The organism is Inquilinus sp. OTU3971 (assembly GCF_038440215.1).
Map to the genome: position 1 here is coordinate 1 of NZ_JASATH010000061.1, position 16,526 is coordinate 16,526.

Consider the following 16,526-nt stretch of genomic DNA (forward strand, 5'->3'; position numbering starts at 1 on the left):
CCGCCAGGACGTCCGGGTGAGGGCTGGCCCAGGCCTCGACAAACTCCCCTCACCCGGAGCCGCTTCGCGTCTCCGACCTCTCCCGCAAGCGGGAGAGGCAACGCGAGGACCGGATAGGCTTCGAAGGAAGACGTCACAATGCGGCGCCGATCCTGACGGGCGGGGTACTTCGGGCCGGCGGATTTAGGGGTCCGGCCCGGCCGGTGTCAATCGATCGCAGGCCCGCGGCGGACGCCGGCGGCCGGGCGCTCCCGAATCAGAATCGTACAAACATCAGACCATTTGACAGCCGAGGTTCCAAAATGCTGGCCTCAGGCGCCCGTGCTGGATATGGTGCGGACAAAGTTTGCGCAGTGGAGGAAACATGGCTGGCGTTACGCTCCGTGGCATTCGTAAGTCGTTCGGCGACCTCGAGATCATCAAAGGCGTCGATCTCGACATCCGCGACCGCGAATTCGTCGTCTTCGTCGGCCCGTCGGGCTGCGGCAAGTCGACCCTGCTGCGGTTGATCGCCGGCCTCGAGGACATCAGTGCCGGCGACCTCGCCATCGACGGCCAGCGGGTCAACGACCTGCCGCCGGCCGAGCGCGGCATCGCGATGGTGTTCCAGAGCTACGCGCTCTACCCGCACATGACGGTCTACGAGAACATGGCCTTCGGCCTGAAGCTCGCCAAGACCAACAAGGCCGAGATCGAGCGCAAGGTCGGCGACGCCGCCCGTATCCTGCAGCTCGAGCATCTCCTGAAGCGCAAGCCGAAGGAACTGTCGGGCGGCCAGCGCCAGCGCGTCGCCATCGGCCGCGCCATCGTGCGCAACCCGAAGGTGTTCCTGTTCGACGAGCCGCTGTCGAACCTCGACGCGGCGCTGCGCGTGCAGATGCGGATCGAGATCGCCCGCCTGCACAACGACCTGAACGCCACCATGGTCTACGTCACCCACGACCAGGTCGAGGCGATGACGCTGGCCGACAAGATCGTGGTGCTGAGCGCCGGCCGGATCGAGCAGGTCGGCTCACCGCTCGAGCTGTACCACCACCCGGACAACCTGTTCGTCGCCGGCTTCATCGGCAGCCCGAAGATGAACTTCATCGAGACCGAGGTCACCGCGTCCAACGGCGCCACCGCGACGGTGGGGCTGCCGGGCGGCGGCTCGGTCACGGTGCCGGTGCAGCCGGGCCGGGCCAAGGTTGGCGACAAGGTCACGCTCGGCGTCCGGCCGGAGCACATGAACGAGGCCGGCACCGGTGCCGCCACCATCCCGGGCCAGGTGCTGGTGGTCGAGCGCCTCGGCGGCGAGACCTATCTCTACCTCAAGACCGGCGCCGGCATGCTGACGGTGCAGGCCGACGGCGACAGCCGGGCCAAGACCAACGACCAGGTCCAGATCGGCTTCGCGGCCGACACCTGCCACCTGTTCGACGCCCAGGGCCAGGCCCTGCAGCGGGCGGAGCGGCACCCGATGGCCGATATCGGCCGCGAGCCGGCGATGGCCCACTGATGCTGACGGCCAGGGTCCTCAAGATCCTGGCCACAGCCGGTGTTGCGCTGTTCTTCACCTTGGTCGCGATCGGCAACCTGACCGATTACGGCTCCAACTTCGCCTTCGTGCGGCACGTGCTGGCGATGGACACGACGTTCCGATCGCCCGCCCTGATGTGGCGGGCGATCGACGTTCCGGGGGCTGCCCATGTGGCCTATGCCCTGATCATCGCCTGGCAGGTCGCCACCGCTCTCGTCTGCTGGGCTGGCGCGGTGCGCATGGGGCTGCGCTGGGACGCGCCGACCGCCATCTTCGCCCGGGCCAAGTCCGTGGCGCTGGCCGGCGTCGGCATGGGCTTCCTGCTCTACGCCTTCGGCTTCGTCGTCATCGGCGGCGAATGGTTCGCCATGTGGCAGTCCAAGGAGTGGAACGGCCAGCCGCCCGCGCATCTGTTCCTGACCATCACCGGCATCGTCCTCCTGTTCCTGAACCAGCGGGACGAGGAGCTGCCTTACGATATTTGAGCGGTCGGTGCCCCGCAGCTTTGGTAGACTCCGTTCCGGCTTCCGGGAGAAGGCGATGCCGGACGGGTCCACCTATCCGAGACTGCTCGGGATCGGTCTCTACACCGTGGCGGATGCCGCGCGGCTCCTGCACATCCCTGCCGGCACGGCCCGGCGATGGATCAATGGATACAGCTACAGCGATCGAGGCGAACAGCACCGCGCGGCGCCGCTATGGCCGACCGACATCGCACCGGTCGACGACAATCCGAGAGGGCTCAGCTTCCGCGACCTGATGGAACTGCGGATGATCCATGCCCTGGTCGGCAACGGTGTGCCGCTTCAGGCCATCCGACGCGGCATCGAGATCGCCCGATCGGAGATCGGCGAGGACCGGCCGTTGTCGACGGCCCGGCTGAAGACCGACGGTGTGTCCTGGTTTCTCCAGGTCGGGCAGGAGACGGCGGAGCCGCGCCTGGTCGATCTGGTCAAGCGCCGAGGCCAGTATGGATTCCACGCGCTGATCGCCCCCAGCTTTCAGGATGTCGACTTCGAGGGCATCGAGCCGGCGCGGTGGTGGCCCGCGGGCCATGGGGCGGGCATCGTGCTGGATCCCCGGCGACGCTTCGGATCGCCGATGGTCGCAGAATACGGCGTGCCGACGGCGACGCTCGCCCTCGCCGCTCGGGCCGAAGGCTCCGAGGCCGCCGTGGCGCGCTACTACGAGATCCCCGTCAAGGCCGTCCATAGCGCCATCGAGTTCGAACGCGGGCTCGCGGCTTGAAGCTGTTCGTCGACGAGAACCTCCCGCCTGTCGTCGCCCGCTCGCTGCACGTCCTGCTTTCCGTCGAGGGCCATCAGGTCGTGGCGGCGCGCGACAAATGCCCCGGCGCGACCGACGAGGAGTGGATTCGCCTGCTCACCCGGGACGGCGGATGGTGCGTCCTGTCCCACGACCTGCGCATCCGCAAGGATCCCTTGTCCAAGGCGGCGTGGCGGTCGAGCCGCCTGATCGGCTTCTTCCTGGCGCCGGCCTTCGACAAGCGGCTCGTCACCGAAAAGGTGGCGCTGGTGCTCTGGCACTGGCCTGCCATGGTCACGCAGGCCGGCATCGTCCAGGGGCCCGCCCTGTTCGAGCTTCCGATCAATCGAAGCTCGAAGTTTCGTGCGCTGCCCCTTTGACCGCCCGCCATGATCGGGTACAGGTTCTTGACCCGTTCGCAGCACCGATGCGTCCATGAGCCTGTTCCTTCTCCGACTTGGCGAGAGATCGCCCTCCCCGGCGCGGCATGAGCAATGATCATCCCCTCCCCGCGGCCGGGCCGGCCCCGGTCGCGCTGAAGCTGGCGGATGAGCGCATCGCCGATGCGGTCGACCCGTCGATCGGCCTCAACGCGCTGCGGATCGAGGACCTGCCGATCATCGCCCGCTGGCTGGAGCGGCCGCATGTGATGCGCTGGTGGGGCGACCCGGAGGAGGAGCTGGCGCAGATCGCCACCCATCTGGTCGAATCGAACATCGCGCCGTTCCTGGCCTGCGAAGGCAGCCGGCCGATCGGCTACATGCATGTCTACCATGCCAACCCCGACAGCTACTGGGCCGCGCACCAACTGCCGCGCCAGACCTTCGGCATCGACCTGTTCCTGGGCGAGACCGACGTGATCGGCCGCGGCATGGGCACCCGGCTGATCCGGCTGGTGCTGCGCCGCCTGCTGGCCCTGCCGGAGACGGCGCGGATCCAGGTCGACCCGGCCCCGGCCAACGCCGCCGCGATCCGCGCCTATGAGAAGGCCGGGTTCCAGCGCCGCGGGCCGATCGACACGCCGGACGGCGCCGCCCTGTACATGACGATCGACCGCGAGGGCTGAGCCCGGATGCCAGAATTGAGCGACGTCGTCGGCGACATCGCCGACGCCATGGCGCGGGAGCAGCAGCGCGGCGAGGTCGCGACCTATATCCCGGAGCTGGCGAAGGTCGATGTCGGCCAGTTCGGCATCGCCGTCGCCACCCTCGACGGCGGCTTCTGCTGTGCCGGCGACGCCGAGGTGCCGTTCTCGATCCAGAGCGTCTCCAAGGTCTTCACCCTGACCCTGGCCCTCGGCGCCGTCGGCGACGCGCTGTTCCGGCGCGTCGGCCGTGAGCCGTCCGGCAATGCCTTCAACTCGATCGTCCAGCTCGAGCACGAGCGGGGCGTGCCGCGCAACCCGTTCATCAATGCCGGCGCGCTGGTGGTGACCGACGTGGTCCTGGCCGGGCACCAGCCGCGCGAGGCGATCGGGTCGATCCTGCGCTTCATCCGCTGGCTGGCCGATGACGAGGGCATCGCCATCGACGAGAGGGTGGCGCGGTCCGAGGCCGGCACCGCCTACCGCAACATGGCGCTGGCCGCCTATATGAAGTCCTTCGGCAACCTGATGCATCCGGTGGAGCTGACGCTCGGCGTCTATGTCCACCAATGCGCCATCGCCATGACCTGCCGGCAGCTCGCCACCGCCGGGCGCTTCCTGGCCGATGGCGGGCTGTCGACCGGGAGCCGCGTGGTCTCGCCGGAGCGGGCGCGGCGGATCAACGCCCTGATGCTGACCTGCGGCCATTACGACGGCTCGGGCGACTTCGCCTTCCGCGTCGGCCTGCCGGGCAAGAGCGGCGTCGGCGGCGGTATCCTGGCGATCGTGCCGGGCCGCGCCGCGGTCGCGGTCTGGTCGCCGGGGCTGAACCAGCACGGCAACTCGCTGCTCGGCACCCTGGCGCTCGAGCGGCTCGCGAAAGCCATGGGCTGGTCGGTCTTCGGGCCCTGATGGCCCGGCGCCTGCCCTCCCTCCCCGCCCTGCGCGCCTTCGAGGCGGCCGGCCGGCATCTCAGCTTCCGCCGCGCCGCCGAGGAGCTGTTGGTGACGCCGAGCGCGATCAGCCACCAGGTGCAGCGGCTGGAGCGCGAGCTCGGCACCGCCCTGTTCCGGCGCAGGACCCGCGCCATCACCCTGACCCCGGTGGGCGAGCGCTATCTCGACGGGGTGCGCCGCGCCTTCGACCTGCTGGCGGAGGAGACCCGTTCCGTCCGGGCGCCGGAGCGGGCGGTGCTGCGGGTCAGCCTGCTGGCCTCCTTCGCCACCCATTGGCTGGTGCCGCGGCTCGGCCGCTTCGCCGCCGCGCATCCGGAGATCGAGCTGCGGCTGGAGCCGTCCAACGCCCTGGTCGATCTGAAGGATGGTGAGGCCGACCTGGCGATCCGCTATGGCACCGGCGGCTGGCCGGAGGTCGAGGCGACGCTGCTGCTGGCCGACCGCATCGCCCCGGTGGTCAGCCCGGCGCTGCTGGAGCGCGGCCCGCCGATCGCGGCGCCGGCCGACCTGCTGCACCACACCCTCCTGCTGTCCTATGCCCGCGAGCCGATCGAATGGCCGGCCTGGTCGGCGGCACATGGCTTCGACCTGGCGCGCGCCCGCACCCTGATGCTGCACGACTATAACATCGTGCTGGAGGCGGCGCTGGCCGGCCAGGGCGTGGCCATGGGCCGGCATGCGCTGATCGGCGAGCGGCTGCGCAGCGGCGCGCTGGTCGAGCCGCTCGGCGGCCCGCCCTTCGCCCCGCCCGGCCTCGGCTACTGGCTGGTGACCCGGCCTGGCCCCCTGCCCTCGCCGGTCGCCGCCTTCCTCGACTGGATCCGCGGCGAGGCGGCGGTCTCCCCGGAGCCCACGTAAACGAATGGCGCCCATGCCGCGTGTGACACTGGCACGCTTCGCTACGCTCCGGCATCGTGCTCGACTCCCGATGATGGAACGGATGACCCGATGCTGATGCAGCGAAGCTATGCCGCCTTCCTGTTCGACATGGATGGCACCCTGCTCGACAGTATCGCCTCGGCCGTCCGCGTCTGGACCCGCTGGGCCGAGCGGCACGGGCTCGATGCCGCGGCGGTCGTCGAGACCATGCATGGCGTGCGCGCGGTCGAGACCGTTCGTCGCTGGGGCGTGCCGGAAGCTCAGGTGCCGCACGAGGTCGCCGCCCTGACCCAGGCCGAGATCGACGATGTCGAGGGCGTGGTCGCCATCGCCGGGGTGGAGCGGTTCCTGCAGTCCCTGCCGCCCGACCGCTGGGCGATCGTCACCTCGGCGCCGCGGGCGCTGGCGGCCAGGCGCCTTGCCGCCGCCGGCCTGGTCCCGCCCGCCGTGCTGGTCACGGCCGAGGACGTCGCCCGCGGCAAGCCGGCGCCGGACGGCTTCCTGGCGGCGGCGAAGCGGCTGGGCGTCACCGCCGATGACTGCCTGGTCTGGGAGGATGCGCCGGCCGGCATCGCCGCGGCTGAGGCATCGGGCGCATCCGTCATGGTGGTGGGCGCCACCCATGCCCATCCGATGGCGACGCGCCACCCGGTGGTCGCGGATTACGAGGACCTGGCCGTCACGATCAACGGCGCGGGCCGGCTGGTGCTCGGCCCCCAGGTGAATCCGAGTCACCCATAGGGCGAAAACTTCGCGTTCGTCGGCAAGGGCCGGCGGCGGCTAGCATCCGGGCTTCCGACACCAAGGACCCGACCATGCCGAAGACCATCGTCGAAGCCGTCGCCGCCCTGGGCCATGAGCTGCCCGCAGCCCCCGCCCCGGCCGCCAACTACGTGCCTTACGTCCAGTCCGGTAACCTGCTGCACATCTCCGGCCAGATCTCACAGGACCGCAACGGCCCGGCCTGGCTCGGCCATCTCGGCGACACCGTCTCGCTGGAGGATGGGCAGAAGGCGGCGCAGGCCTGCGCGCTTGCCATCCTGGCCCAGATTGCGGCCGCGACCGGTGGCGACCTCGCCCGCATCCGCCGAATCGTCCGGCTCGGCGTCTTCGTCGCCTCAGCCCCCGGCTTCACCCAGCAGCCGCAGGTCGGCAACGGCGCCTCCGACCTGATCGCCGCGGTGTTCGGCGACAAGGGCAAGCATGCCCGCGCCGCGGTCGGCGTGGCGGCCCTGCCGCGCGGCGTGTCGGTCGAAGTCGACGCCATCGTCGAGCTCGAGGGCTGACCATGGATCTGGCACGGCTGCGGGCCGAGACGCCCGGCATCGACCGGGTGCTGCACTTCAACCATGCCGGCGGCTCGCTGCCGCCGCAGCCGGTGCTGGATGCGGTCCTGGCCCATCTGCAGCGCGAGGCGGTGTCCGGCCCGATCGAGGCCGGCCAGGCCGCCGCGCCGGCGCTGGAGGAAGCCCGCGCCGAGGCCGCCGCCCTGCTCGGGGCCACGCCGCGCGAGATCGCCTTCACCGGCAGCGCCACCCAGGGCTGGGGTCTGGCCTTCGCCGGGCTGCCGCTCGCCGCCGGCGACCGCATCCTGGTCGGCCGGCAGGAATGGGGCGGCAACCTCACGACCCTGCAGCGCGCCGCGTCCCGCACCGGCGCGGTGATCGAGGTCATCCCCTGCGACGACACCGGCCGGGCCTCGCCCGAGGCGCTGGCCGGCATGATCGACGACCGGGTGAAGCTGGTGTCGCTGACCTGGATCGGCGCCAATGGCGGGCTAATCAACCCGGCCGCGGCGATCGGCCGGGTCGCCCGCGCCGCCGGCGTGCCGTTCTTCGTCGACGCCTCACAGGCCATCGGCCAGATCCCGATCGGCGTCGTGGCGTTGGGCTGCGACGTGCTGATCGCGCCCGGCCGCAAGCATCTGCGCGGGCCGCGCGGCACCGGGCTGCTGTATGTCCGGCAAGGGTTCCTCGACCGGCTCGACCCGCCCTATCACGACGCCCGCACCGCCGCCTGGACGCCGGACGGCCCGCGGCTGCAGGACAGCGCCCTGCGCTTCGAGGCCGGCGACTTCCCGATGGCGCTGCGGCTCGGCCTCGGCGCCGCGATCCGCATCGCCCGCGGCCTCGGCATCGACGCCATCCGCGCCCGGCTCGACGGGCTGGCGCAGGGGCTGCGCGGCCGCTTGGCGATGATCCCCGGCGTCACCGTGCACGACCTCGGCGTCGAGCGCGCCGCGCTGGTGTCCTTCGCGGTCGACGGCGTCGAGCCGGCGGCGCTGCGCCAGCGCCTGGCGGCCCAGGGAATCACCATCGCAGTCAACGGCGTGGCCTACACGCCGCTCGACATGACCGCGCGCGGCCTCGGCGACATCTGCCGCGCCGCCGTCTCCTACCTGCACACCGAGGCGGAGCTCGACCGGCTCGCCGACGCCGTGGCCGCCACCCGCAGCTAGCGGGCGTGGCGGCGCGGCTTGGCCTTGATCTGCAGCTCGGCCTGCTTCTCGGCCGACCGGGCGATCTCTCGAAAAGCCTGGTCGCGGCCCGGCCAGTATTGCTGCGGCCAGGACTGCGTCTTGACGCCGTACCAGGCCTCGGCTTGGCGGACAAAGGTCGGGTTCCACAGATGCGGCCGGCCGAGCGCGACCAGGTCGGCGCGGCGGGTGTGCAGGATGGTGTTGATCTGCCCCGGCTCGGTGATGGCGCCGACCGCCATGGTCGCCATCCGCGGCACGTTGCGGATCGCCTCGGCGAACTGGACCTGGAACATCCGGCCATAGACCGGCTTCTGGTCCGGCACGGTCTGGCCGGCGGAGACGTCGATCAGGTCGCAGCCGGCGTCGCGGAAGGCCTCGGCGATGGCGAAGACATCGTCCTCGCCGATGCCGCCCTCGGCCCAATCGGTGGCGGAGATGCGCACCGACATCGGCCGATCCTCGGGCCACGCCGCCCGCATCGCCCGGAACACCTCCAGCGGATAGCGCAGCCGGTTCCCGATCGGCCCGCCATAGTCGTCGCCGCGCCGGTTGGTCAGCGGCGACAGGAACGAGGCCAGCAGGTAGCCATGGGCGCAGTGCAGCTCGAGATGGTCGAAACCTGCGCGGGCGGCACGCACGGTGGCCTGGACGAAATCGGCCTTGATCCGGTCCATCTCCGCCCGGTCGATCTCCGCCGGCACCGGGCTGACGCCCTCGATCCAGGGCAGCGGCGAGGCCGAGATCACCGGCCAGTTGTCCTCAGGCGAAGCGATCGGGTGGTCGGCCTTTTCCCAGCCCAGCTGGGTCGACCCCTTGCGCCCAGAATGGCCGAGCTGCATCGCGATCTTGGTGTCGCCATGGGCGTGCACGAACCCGACCAGCCGGGTCCATTGCGCCTCATGCGCGTCGGTCCACAGGCCGGGGCAGCCCAGGCTGATCCGGGCGTCCGGCGACGGGCAGGTCATCTCGACGAACATCAGCCCCATGCCGCCCAGGGCGTGCGAGGCATAGTGCACGAAGTGCCAGTCGGTCAGGTTGCCGTCGCGGTCGGCGGAATACTGCGCCATCGGCGACATCACCACGCGGTTCGCCAGCTTCATGCCGCGCAGCCGGAAGCGGGTGAACATCGGCGTCGGCCGGGTGCTGCGGTAATCGTCGCCGGTCTCGCGGAACAGCCGCTCGTAGAAGGCGTCGTCGGCCCGGCGCACGAAATCCGGGTCGCGGATCCTGAGGTTGTCGTAGGTGATCGACTTGGCCCGGCACATCACCACCATGGCGAACTGCATCGGGTCCATGTCGAAGGACCGGTTCATGTGCTCGAACCAGGCCAGCGACACGTCGGCATTGTGCTGGGTGACCTGGCACGGCGTGCGGCGGGCCCTGTCATAGGCGGCGAAGGCCGTCTCGACGCCGGTCTCGCCATGCTCAACCACCGCATCCGATAGGGCGATGGCGCATTCCATCGCCAGCTTGGTGCCGGAGCCGATCGAGAAATGCGCCGAGGCCTTGGCGTCGCCCAGCAGCACGATGTTCCGGTGCCACCAGCGCTCGCAGAAGATCCGCGGGAAGCGCCGCCACATCGACCGGTTCAGCAGCAGCGGATGGCCCTGCAGCTCCTCGGCGAAGATCGCGGCCAGCTTCTCCTGCGAGCCCTCCTCGTCGGCCTCGGTGAAGCCGTGGCCCTGCCAGCAGGCCTCGTCCATCTCGAACACCCAGGTCGAGCGGCCTTCACCGTACTGGTAGGTGTGGGCACAGATCACGCCGTGCTCGGTCTGGCGGAAGAAGTAGTTGAACTCGCCCATCGGCCGGGTCGAGCCCATCCAGCAGAAGCGGTTGGCCTTGACCGAGACCTCGGGCCGGAAGGCGTCGCGGTAGTGCTCGCGGATCGCCGAGTTGATGCCGTCGGCGGCGACGATGATGTCGGACTCCGCGAAGCGCTCGCCCAGCGTCGCCGGATCGATCCGGTCGGAGAAGGCGAGCTCGACCCCGACCTCGCGGCAGCGCTCCTGCAGGATCTGCAGCAGCGTCATCCGCGAGGTGCCGCAGAAGCCGTTGCCGGCGCAGCGGATCGTCTCGCCCTTGTAATGGATGGCGACGTCGTCCCAATAGGCGAAGCGGTCGCGGATCCGCTCGTAGGAGTCCGGGTCGCGCGACAGGAACTCGTCCAGCGTGTCGTCGGAGAACACGACGCCGAAGCCGAAGGTGTCGTCGGCACGGTTCTGCTCCTGCACCGCGACATGCCAGTCCGGCCGCGCCTTCTTGGTCAGAAGCGCGAAGTACAAGCCGCCCGGACCGCCGCCGATGACCGTGATCCGCATCCCGTTTCTCCCGTCCCGGGCCGGACGCGCGATCCCCGGCCCTACTCCATGAGGGTACGGCGAATTGCTTTAGGCTTAAATCATTTTCCGTCCTGGGGTCGTCGGGCGCGCCGCCCTATGATCCCGGCATGACCACCTGGATCGCCCTGCTCCGCGCCGTCAACGTCGCCGGCCATGCGCCGATCAAGATGGCGGATCTGCGCGCCCTGGCGGCGGAGCTGGGCTTCGCCGCCAGGGCGCGCACGCTGCTGCAGAGCGGTAACCTCGTCTTCGCGGGCAAAGGCAAAGCGGAGGAACTGGAGCGGACCCTGCAGCAGGCACTGGAACAGCGCCTCGGCCTCGGCACCGAGGTGTTCGTTCGCAGCGCCGCGGACTGGGCCGGCGCGATCGCCCGCAACCCGTTCCCCGAAGAGGCGGAGAGCGACCCGAGCCACCTCGTCCTCCTGCCGCTGAAGCAGGCGCCGAAGGCGGTCGCCGCGCTGCAGGCCGGCATCGCGGGGCGGGAGCAGGTGCGGACCGACGGCCGGCACGCCTACATCACCTATCCGGACGGCATCGGCCGCTCGAAGCTGACCATGGCGGTGATCGAGAAAAAGCTCGGCACCAGCGGCACCGGGCGTAACTGGAACACCGTGCTGAAGCTCGCCGCCCTCGCCGGCGGCTGAACCCGCGCCTCAGGCCGGCGCGTTGAAGGGCTGCGAGATGGCCCGGAACGCCGGCAGCTGTTCCAGCCGGGCCGCGTCGGCGGCCAGCGCGGGGATCTGCGCCGCCGGGACCAGGCCGGGATGGGCCTCGGCCAGGAACCGCAGCAGCACGGCGACGGCGATGTCGGCGTGGCCGAGGCGGCCGCCGAACCAGTGCTCGCCGCCCCGGCCGGCGCGGTCGGCCTCGAGCACGGCGAGGGCGTCGGCGATCTGGGCCCGGCAGCGGGCGACCCAGACGTCGGACACCTCCTGGTGCAGCCGCTGCTCGTAGAACAGGCTGACCGCCTTCTCAGCCGTCCCCATCGCCAGCGCCGCCACCTTCATCGCCCGGCGCCGGTGCGGCTCGACCCGCGGATACAGCGCGCGCTCGGCCGGCACCAGGCTGTCGAGATGGTCGAGGATGCAGTGGCTCTCGATCAGCGTGTCGCCGTCGTCCAGCACCAGCGTCGGCACCCGGGTCAGCGGGTTGTAGGGCCGGATCTTCTCGGGGTCGCCGAACACCGACCACGGCCGGTGCTCGAACGGCAGGCCGTACAGCGTCAGGGCGATGCCGACGCGGCGGACGAAGGGCGAATCGAATTGGCCGATGAGGATCATGGGCAGCAGGATCGGCCGGAGCCCGCGGCGCTGTAAAGACGCCAGAGTCCAGGGTTGCCATCGCGGCCGGCCTGGCCTTCACTTTCCCGGCGACAAAAGGGGAGGACTGCGCCGTGCCCACGCCCGTCACCGGCCGATGCTTCTGCGGCGCCGTCCGCTTCCGCTTCGACCAGCCGCCGGTCGTCGCCCGCGTCTGCTGGTGCCGGGACTGCCAGTATTTGTCCTCCGGCAACGCCTCGATCGGCGTGATCTTCCGGACCCAGGGCTTCGCTGTGACAGGCGAGACCAGCGAATATCTCAGCCGGGCGGACAGCGGCGCGATGATGCGCCGCCGCTTCTGCCCGGCCTGCGGCACGCCCCTGTTCAGCGAGGCGCTGGAGGAGCCGGACTACATGGTGGTCCGCGCCGGCGCCCTGGACGACCCGGAGATCGCCCGCCCGGCGAGCGTGATCTGGACCGCCTCGGCCCCGAGCTGGGGCCATGTCGACCCGGCCCTCCCGTCCAGCCCACGGCAGCCGAGGCCGGTGTCGGGCTAGCCACCGCCGGGCTGCGCGCGCGGCATGAAGCGTCGTCATTGGAGACAGACCATCCACTCCCAATCGCGGCGTCCGGTTCAGCTATTCGAAAAGCCGTAAAGGCCGATGCCATCGTATAATTTTAGGGCAACGCGGCACCGTTTATTGATTCTGTCGCCGCGTTTCCTCCCCGCTACTCGGCAAGTGGCCTGAGCCTCATCCCCCGAGGCGGCCACATGACTCGACGCGCTGCCCTGTCCGGTGGCGGTGACGGCCCGGCCCGACGAGCTGAAGCCTCGTCTGCGCCGGGCCGCATTTTTCCTCGGGCTGGACTCACGGCTGTCTGACCTGATCGCCCCGTCATGCCGCAGCAGGCGCTCCGAACCAGGTGGTCAGCGCGTCGGTAAGCCCATGCCAGGTTCGGTCCCCCACCCAGGCCACATATCCGTCGGGCCGAATCAAGACGGCTGTGGGAGCAGTGACAGCCCCGAGCGCCGGAAGCTCCCACGGACCAGCGCATCCGGCATCGACAACCTGGACTCGATCCGCCCATGACGCGATGCCGAGGCCGCCCGGCTCGCCGAAGTTGAGAAGCACCGGCCGGGCAGCGTGCAGCAGGCTGTAGACCCGCCGCGGGCCATTTGTGGTGCTGAGGTCGAGATCGGGCATGCGGCGTCCGAGCAAGGGGTGTCCCGCGTCGAGATCGTAGTGAATGTCGAGCCCCGCCAGCATCGCGGCGAATTTCATGCGCGGCTCCGCCATGCCGAGAAGCTCGGCCATGGTGTCGCGCAATGCCTTGGTGCGGTCGTCCTCGCGGCGCAGCGCGACCGCGGCCATCGTGTTGCGCAAGACGCGGGCACCGATCGGGTGGCGCTCGGAATGGTAGGTATCGAGGAGGCTTTCCGGCGAGATCCCCTTGACCACCTGGGCCAGCTTCCACCCCAGGTTCATCGCATCCTGCACCCCGGTCTGGAGCCCCTGGCCGCCGTCTGGGGGATGAATATGCGCGGCATCGCCCGCGATCAGCACGCGTCCCTTGCGGTAGGAGGCCGCTTGCCGCGCAGCATCGGTGAACCGGGAAATCGAGGTGGGAGAGTGGACCCCGTAATCCGTCCCGTAGACGGTGATGAGCGCCGCGCTGAGATCGCCGAGGGTGGGTTCGGCGGTCTGTCCGACATGCTGTTCGGTCACGAGGATGCCGACCGGCCCGTGATCCGCATAGACGATCTCGCCATTGCGGATCTCGTACTCCACCCGGCCGAGGGCATGGATGCCGAGAGCGTCGCGGCGGATGCCCCATTCCGACGGCGTCTCGGCCAGCTCGGCCTCGGCGATCAGGTTGCTGGTGGTGGGATCCGATCCCGAGAACGCGATGCCGGCGGCCTTGCGGACCAGGCTGCGTCCGCCGTCGCACCCGACGAGATACTGCGCCCGCAGCGACCGGCCGTCGCCGAGCTCGACGTCGACGCCGGCGGCGTCCTGGGCGAAGCCCGTCGTCTCGATGCCGCGATAGATCGGCACCTCGAGCTCGTCGACCCAGCCAGCGAGGATCCGCTCGATGTGCTTCTGCCGCAGCCCGAGACTGTAGGGATGGCGGGTGGGAAAGCCGCTGATGTCGAACTGGACCCCGGCAAACCCGTTGACCTGCGCCTTCTGCCCCTCGGCGACGAATCGGTCGGCGATGCCGCGCTGATCGAACACCTCGATGGTGCGCGAGTGAAGTCCCCCGGCGCGTGAGCCGGCGAGGTCCTGGCTGGCACGCCGCTCGACAATGGCAACGTCGACGCCCGCCAGTGCCAGCTCGCCCGCCAACATCAGCCCGGTCGGGCCACCGCCGGCGATGATCACTGCATGGTCTGTCATCTGGCTCGCACCCCTACGCTGTTCACCCGTGACTGACAGGCGATAGGGCTCCGGAATTTACGGATAGAAATGCGGAAGCCAATTCTTGAACCCGACTATCTTGTCGCCATCTCATATCCAGGCAAGGACCACTCCCGCCGCCGCGCATGCCGCCAAGGTCGGGATCATCCCAACCCGGAACCGCAGCATCGCCACCAGCGCCGCCGCCGCGAGCACGGCCGCCCGCCAGTCGATGCTCCCCAGCACCGGCAGATCGGGGCCGACGCCGAGGATGTCGAAGCTCCACACCTCGCGGAACACCACGTGCAGCGCGAACCACAGCGCCAGGTTCAGCACCACCCCGACCACTGCGGCGGTGATCGCCGACAGCGCCGCCGTGACCGCCCGGTTGCCGCGCAGCGCCTCGACATAGGGCGCGCCGAGAAAGATCCACAGGAAGCACGGCGCGAAGGTGACCCAGACGGTCAGCAGCGCCCCGAGGCCCCCGGCGAGCAGCGGGTCGAGGCCGCCGGGCGCACGATGCGCGGCGAGGAAGCCGACGAATTGCAGCACCAGGATCAGCGGCCCGGGCGTGGTCTCGGCCAGGCCGAGGCCGTCGACCATCTCGCCGGGAGCGAGCCAGCCGAAGCTGTCGACCGCCGCCTGGGCGACATAGGCCAGCACCGCATAGGCGCCGCCGAAGGTGACGACGGCCATCAGGCTGAAGAAGCCGCCGATCTGCGTCCAGATCGCCGACGGCCCGGCCAAGAGCCACAGCAGAAGCACCGGCCCGAGCCAGACCGGCAGCCACAGCGCCAGGACTCGGGCGGCCCGCCGCCAGGACGGATCGGCATGGGCGAGCTCGCCGCGGTCGAACATCCGGTCGACCACACCCTCGGCGTCGGCCGCCGCGCCCCCACCGTGTCCGCCGGACGCGAAGAGCCCGGGCGCCCGGCGGCTACCGATCCAGCCGCAGAGTCCGGCGGCGAGCACGATCAGCGGGAACGGCACATGGAAGGCGTAGATGCCGATGAAGGCCGCGGCTGCGACCGCGACCATCGCCCGGGTCTTCAACGCCCGCCGGCCGATCCGCAGCACCGCCTCGACCACGACGGCGAGCACCGCCGCCTTCACCCCGAAGAACACGGCGTCGACCAACGCGACCTGGCGATAGAGGGCGTAGAGGATGCTGAGGCCCAGCATGACCACGGTGCCGGGCAGGATGAACAGGATCCCGGCAACCAGGCCGCCGGCCGTGCGGTGCAGCAGCCAGCCGATATAGATCGCCAGCTGCTGCGCCTCCGGCCCGGGCAGCAGCATGCAGTAGTTGAGCGCGTGCAGGAATCGCTGCTCGCCGATCCAGCGGCGCTCCTCGACCAGCTCCTTGTGCATCAGCGCGATCTGGCCGGCCGGGCCGCCGAAGCTGAGCAGCCCGATCCTGGCCCAAACCCTGGCCGCCTCGGCGAAGGTCGGGGCGGCCGGCGCGACGGGCGCGGCCTTGTCGGCGGTGGTGATCGTCATGGCCCTCACCTCACGCCGGCTTCGAGGGCCAGTTGTGCGTCTCCTCGGTCGCGTCCCGGCACCAGCGGTAGAACGCGTCGTACAGCGGCAGCCCGGCCGCGAGCTGATCGAGATCGTCGCGATACATGCGCGACAGGCCGAGCGAGGCCGCCAGCAGGCCGGCCGCCTGCGGCGCGAGGTCGAGCCGCGCGGTGTCCGCCCCGCGTATGACGGTCGCGAGGCGGTCGAGCGGCCCGGAGGCCAGGCCGAACTCCTCGATCATGGTGTCGAAGGTGCAGCGTTCGCCGCGGTGGCTCCAGAACACGCCGTCGATGTCGAAGGGGGTGGCCTGGAAGCGGTCGGCCACGGCCGGCACCTCGGAGGCCGCGACGAACAGGAACACGGCCTGCGGGTCGACGAAGCGGCGGATCAGCCAGGGGCAGGCGATGCGGTCGACCTTGGGCCGGGCGCGAGTGACCCAGACGGTCCGCCCGGCCGCGTCCGGCGGCGGCAGCCTGCCGGTCTCGACCAGCAGCCCGCCGGCGTCGCGCCAAGCCTCGAAGCCGCCTTCGAGCGTCTCGGCCCGGATCCCTTCGTGCAGCAGCCAGGCGGTGACACCCTGGCTGAGCTTCAGCCCCTTCTGGCAGACCACGACGACCTGGCGGCTGGCGAGTTCCGAGGCCCAGGCCGAGACCGAACGGAAGTCGCGGCGCTGCGAGGCCGGCAGCAGGCGGGGATCGGCCTCGAAGTCCTCGGGCGTGCGGACATCGACGATCGTCGGCGCGTTGGGCAGGCCGACGAGACGGGACAGTTGCGGAACGGTGATTTCGATATTCGACGGCATGACGTCCATCCCTCGATGAGGAA

The 16,526-nt window shown here is 70.4% G+C and carries 17 protein-coding genes; 12 read left to right on the forward strand and 5 right to left on the reverse strand.

Annotation, left to right across the window (positions count from 1 at the left end; translation table 11 throughout):
• Positions 1-364 precede the first annotated feature (364 nt).
• The 10 genes from AAHM41_RS16865 to AAHM41_RS16910 all read left to right on the forward strand — a co-directional run bounded on the left by AAHM41_RS16865 (position 365) and on the right by AAHM41_RS16910 (position 8,162).
• The gene (locus AAHM41_RS16865) at positions 365-1,498 is read left to right on the forward strand and encodes an ABC transporter ATP-binding protein (protein ID WP_342237725.1); all 1,134 of its coding nucleotides are present in this window, start codon (positions 365-367) and stop codon (positions 1,496-1,498) included.
• Entirely contained in the window at positions 1,498-2,004 is a 507-nt protein-coding gene (locus AAHM41_RS16870) for a DUF2165 family protein (RefSeq protein ID WP_342237726.1), read from the forward strand. Before AAHM41_RS16865 ends, AAHM41_RS16870 begins: the two co-directional genes overlap by 1 nt.
• Before the next feature lie 106 nt (positions 2,005-2,110).
• Positions 2,111-2,767, forward strand: a complete 657-nt coding sequence (locus AAHM41_RS16875) for a hypothetical protein (RefSeq protein ID WP_342237727.1) — start codon at positions 2,111-2,113, stop codon at positions 2,765-2,767.
• Positions 2,764-3,165 (forward strand): PIN-like domain-containing protein, encoded by a 402-nt coding sequence (locus AAHM41_RS16880; protein ID WP_342237728.1) that lies wholly within the window; start codon positions 2,764-2,766, stop codon positions 3,163-3,165. Before AAHM41_RS16875 ends, AAHM41_RS16880 begins: the two co-directional genes overlap by 4 nt.
• 107 nt (positions 3,166-3,272) lie before the next feature.
• Positions 3,273-3,851 carry a GNAT family N-acetyltransferase gene (locus AAHM41_RS16885; protein WP_342237729.1) on the forward strand — a complete coding sequence of 193 codons (579 nt, stop codon included), beginning with the start codon at positions 3,273-3,275 and terminating at the stop codon, positions 3,849-3,851.
• 15 nt (positions 3,852-3,866) lie between these two features.
• Positions 3,867-4,781: a glutaminase gene (locus AAHM41_RS16890; RefSeq protein WP_446719455.1), complete on the forward strand. Its 915-nt coding sequence runs from the start codon at positions 3,867-3,869 to the stop codon at positions 4,779-4,781.
• A complete protein-coding gene (gene gcvA / locus AAHM41_RS16895; RefSeq protein ID WP_342237731.1) occupies positions 4,781-5,683 on the forward strand; it encodes a transcriptional regulator GcvA in 903 nt (300 codons plus the stop codon). Before AAHM41_RS16890 ends, gcvA begins: the two co-directional genes overlap by 1 nt.
• Before the next feature lie 90 nt (positions 5,684-5,773).
• Positions 5,774-6,445 (forward strand): HAD-IA family hydrolase, encoded by a 672-nt coding sequence (locus tag AAHM41_RS16900; RefSeq protein WP_342237732.1) that lies wholly within the window; start codon positions 5,774-5,776, stop codon positions 6,443-6,445.
• Positions 6,446-6,519: 74 nt separating this feature from the next.
• On the forward strand, positions 6,520-6,990 hold the full coding sequence (locus AAHM41_RS16905) for a RidA family protein (protein WP_342237733.1): 471 nt from the start codon (positions 6,520-6,522) through the stop codon (positions 6,988-6,990).
• Positions 6,991-6,992: 2 nt separating this feature from the next.
• On the forward strand, positions 6,993-8,162 hold the full coding sequence (locus AAHM41_RS16910) for an aminotransferase class V-fold PLP-dependent enzyme (RefSeq protein ID WP_342237734.1): 1,170 nt from the start codon (positions 6,993-6,995) through the stop codon (positions 8,160-8,162).
• On the opposite strand, the gene AAHM41_RS16915 is transcribed toward AAHM41_RS16910, so the two are convergent.
• Positions 8,159-10,501 (reverse strand): oxidoreductase, encoded by a 2,343-nt coding sequence (locus AAHM41_RS16915; RefSeq protein ID WP_342237735.1) that lies wholly within the window; start codon positions 10,499-10,501, stop codon positions 8,159-8,161. The two genes, AAHM41_RS16910 and AAHM41_RS16915, sit on opposite strands and share 4 nt — an antisense overlap.
• A 128-nt stretch (positions 10,502-10,629) precedes the next feature.
• Here AAHM41_RS16915 and AAHM41_RS16920 point away from each other — a divergent pair, with 128 nt between their 5' ends.
• A complete protein-coding gene (locus AAHM41_RS16920; RefSeq protein ID WP_342237736.1) occupies positions 10,630-11,166 on the forward strand; it encodes a DUF1697 domain-containing protein in 537 nt (178 codons plus the stop codon).
• Between the two features lie 9 nt (positions 11,167-11,175).
• Here the strand turns inward: AAHM41_RS16920 and AAHM41_RS16925 are convergent, their stop codons facing one another.
• Positions 11,176-11,802, reverse strand: coding sequence for a glutathione S-transferase family protein (locus AAHM41_RS16925; RefSeq protein ID WP_342237737.1), 627 nt, complete (start codon positions 11,800-11,802; stop codon positions 11,176-11,178).
• Between the two features lie 113 nt (positions 11,803-11,915).
• Here AAHM41_RS16925 and AAHM41_RS16930 point away from each other — a divergent pair, with 113 nt between their 5' ends.
• Positions 11,916-12,338, forward strand: a complete 423-nt coding sequence (locus AAHM41_RS16930; protein WP_342237738.1) for a GFA family protein — start codon at positions 11,916-11,918, stop codon at positions 12,336-12,338.
• Positions 12,339-12,677: 339 nt separating this feature from the next.
• Here the strand turns inward: AAHM41_RS16930 and AAHM41_RS16935 are convergent, their stop codons facing one another.
• The 3 genes from AAHM41_RS16935 to AAHM41_RS16945 all read right to left on the reverse strand — a co-directional run bounded on the left by AAHM41_RS16935 (position 12,678) and on the right by AAHM41_RS16945 (position 16,503).
• Positions 12,678-14,180: an FAD-dependent monooxygenase gene (locus AAHM41_RS16935; RefSeq protein ID WP_342237739.1), complete on the reverse strand. Its 1,503-nt coding sequence runs from the start codon at positions 14,178-14,180 to the stop codon at positions 12,678-12,680.
• A gap of 111 nt (positions 14,181-14,291) precedes the next feature.
• A complete protein-coding gene (chrA, locus tag AAHM41_RS16940) occupies positions 14,292-15,680 on the reverse strand; it encodes a chromate efflux transporter (protein WP_342237740.1) in 1,389 nt (462 codons plus the stop codon).
• A gap of 10 nt (positions 15,681-15,690) precedes the next feature.
• Entirely contained in the window at positions 15,691-16,503 is an 813-nt protein-coding gene (locus AAHM41_RS16945) for a chromate resistance protein ChrB domain-containing protein (protein ID WP_342237741.1), read from the reverse strand.
• Positions 16,504-16,526 lie beyond the last annotated feature (23 nt).

Bases quoted from the DNA above. Each gene is read 5' to 3' on its own strand.
- chrA (WP_342237740.1), bottom strand. From the start codon at position 15,680: ATGACGATCACCACCGCCGACAAGGCCGCGCCCGTCGCGCCGGCCGCC.
- AAHM41_RS16865 (WP_342237725.1), top strand. From the start codon at position 365: ATGGCTGGCGTTACGCTCCGTGGCATTCGTAAGTCGTTCGGCGACCTC.
- AAHM41_RS16870 (WP_342237726.1), top strand. From the start codon at position 1,498: ATGCTGACGGCCAGGGTCCTCAAGATCCTGGCCACAGCCGGTGTTGCG.
- AAHM41_RS16900 (WP_342237732.1), top strand. From the start codon at position 5,774: ATGCTGATGCAGCGAAGCTATGCCGCCTTCCTGTTCGACATGGATGGC.
- AAHM41_RS16935 (WP_342237739.1), bottom strand. From the start codon at position 14,180: ATGACAGACCATGCAGTGATCATCGCCGGCGGTGGCCCGACCGGGCTG.
- AAHM41_RS16905 (WP_342237733.1), top strand. From the start codon at position 6,520: ATGCCGAAGACCATCGTCGAAGCCGTCGCCGCCCTGGGCCATGAGCTG.
- AAHM41_RS16910 (WP_342237734.1), top strand. From the start codon at position 6,993: ATGGATCTGGCACGGCTGCGGGCCGAGACGCCCGGCATCGACCGGGTG.
- AAHM41_RS16915 (WP_342237735.1), bottom strand. From the start codon at position 10,501: ATGCGGATCACGGTCATCGGCGGCGGTCCGGGCGGCTTGTACTTCGCG.
- AAHM41_RS16925 (WP_342237737.1), bottom strand. From the start codon at position 11,802: ATGATCCTCATCGGCCAATTCGATTCGCCCTTCGTCCGCCGCGTCGGC.
- AAHM41_RS16945 (WP_342237741.1), bottom strand. From the start codon at position 16,503: ATGCCGTCGAATATCGAAATCACCGTTCCGCAACTGTCCCGTCTCGTC.
- AAHM41_RS16885 (WP_342237729.1), top strand. From the start codon at position 3,273: ATGAGCAATGATCATCCCCTCCCCGCGGCCGGGCCGGCCCCGGTCGCG.
- gcvA (WP_342237731.1), top strand. From the start codon at position 4,781: ATGGCCCGGCGCCTGCCCTCCCTCCCCGCCCTGCGCGCCTTCGAGGCG.
- AAHM41_RS16920 (WP_342237736.1), top strand. From the start codon at position 10,630: ATGACCACCTGGATCGCCCTGCTCCGCGCCGTCAACGTCGCCGGCCAT.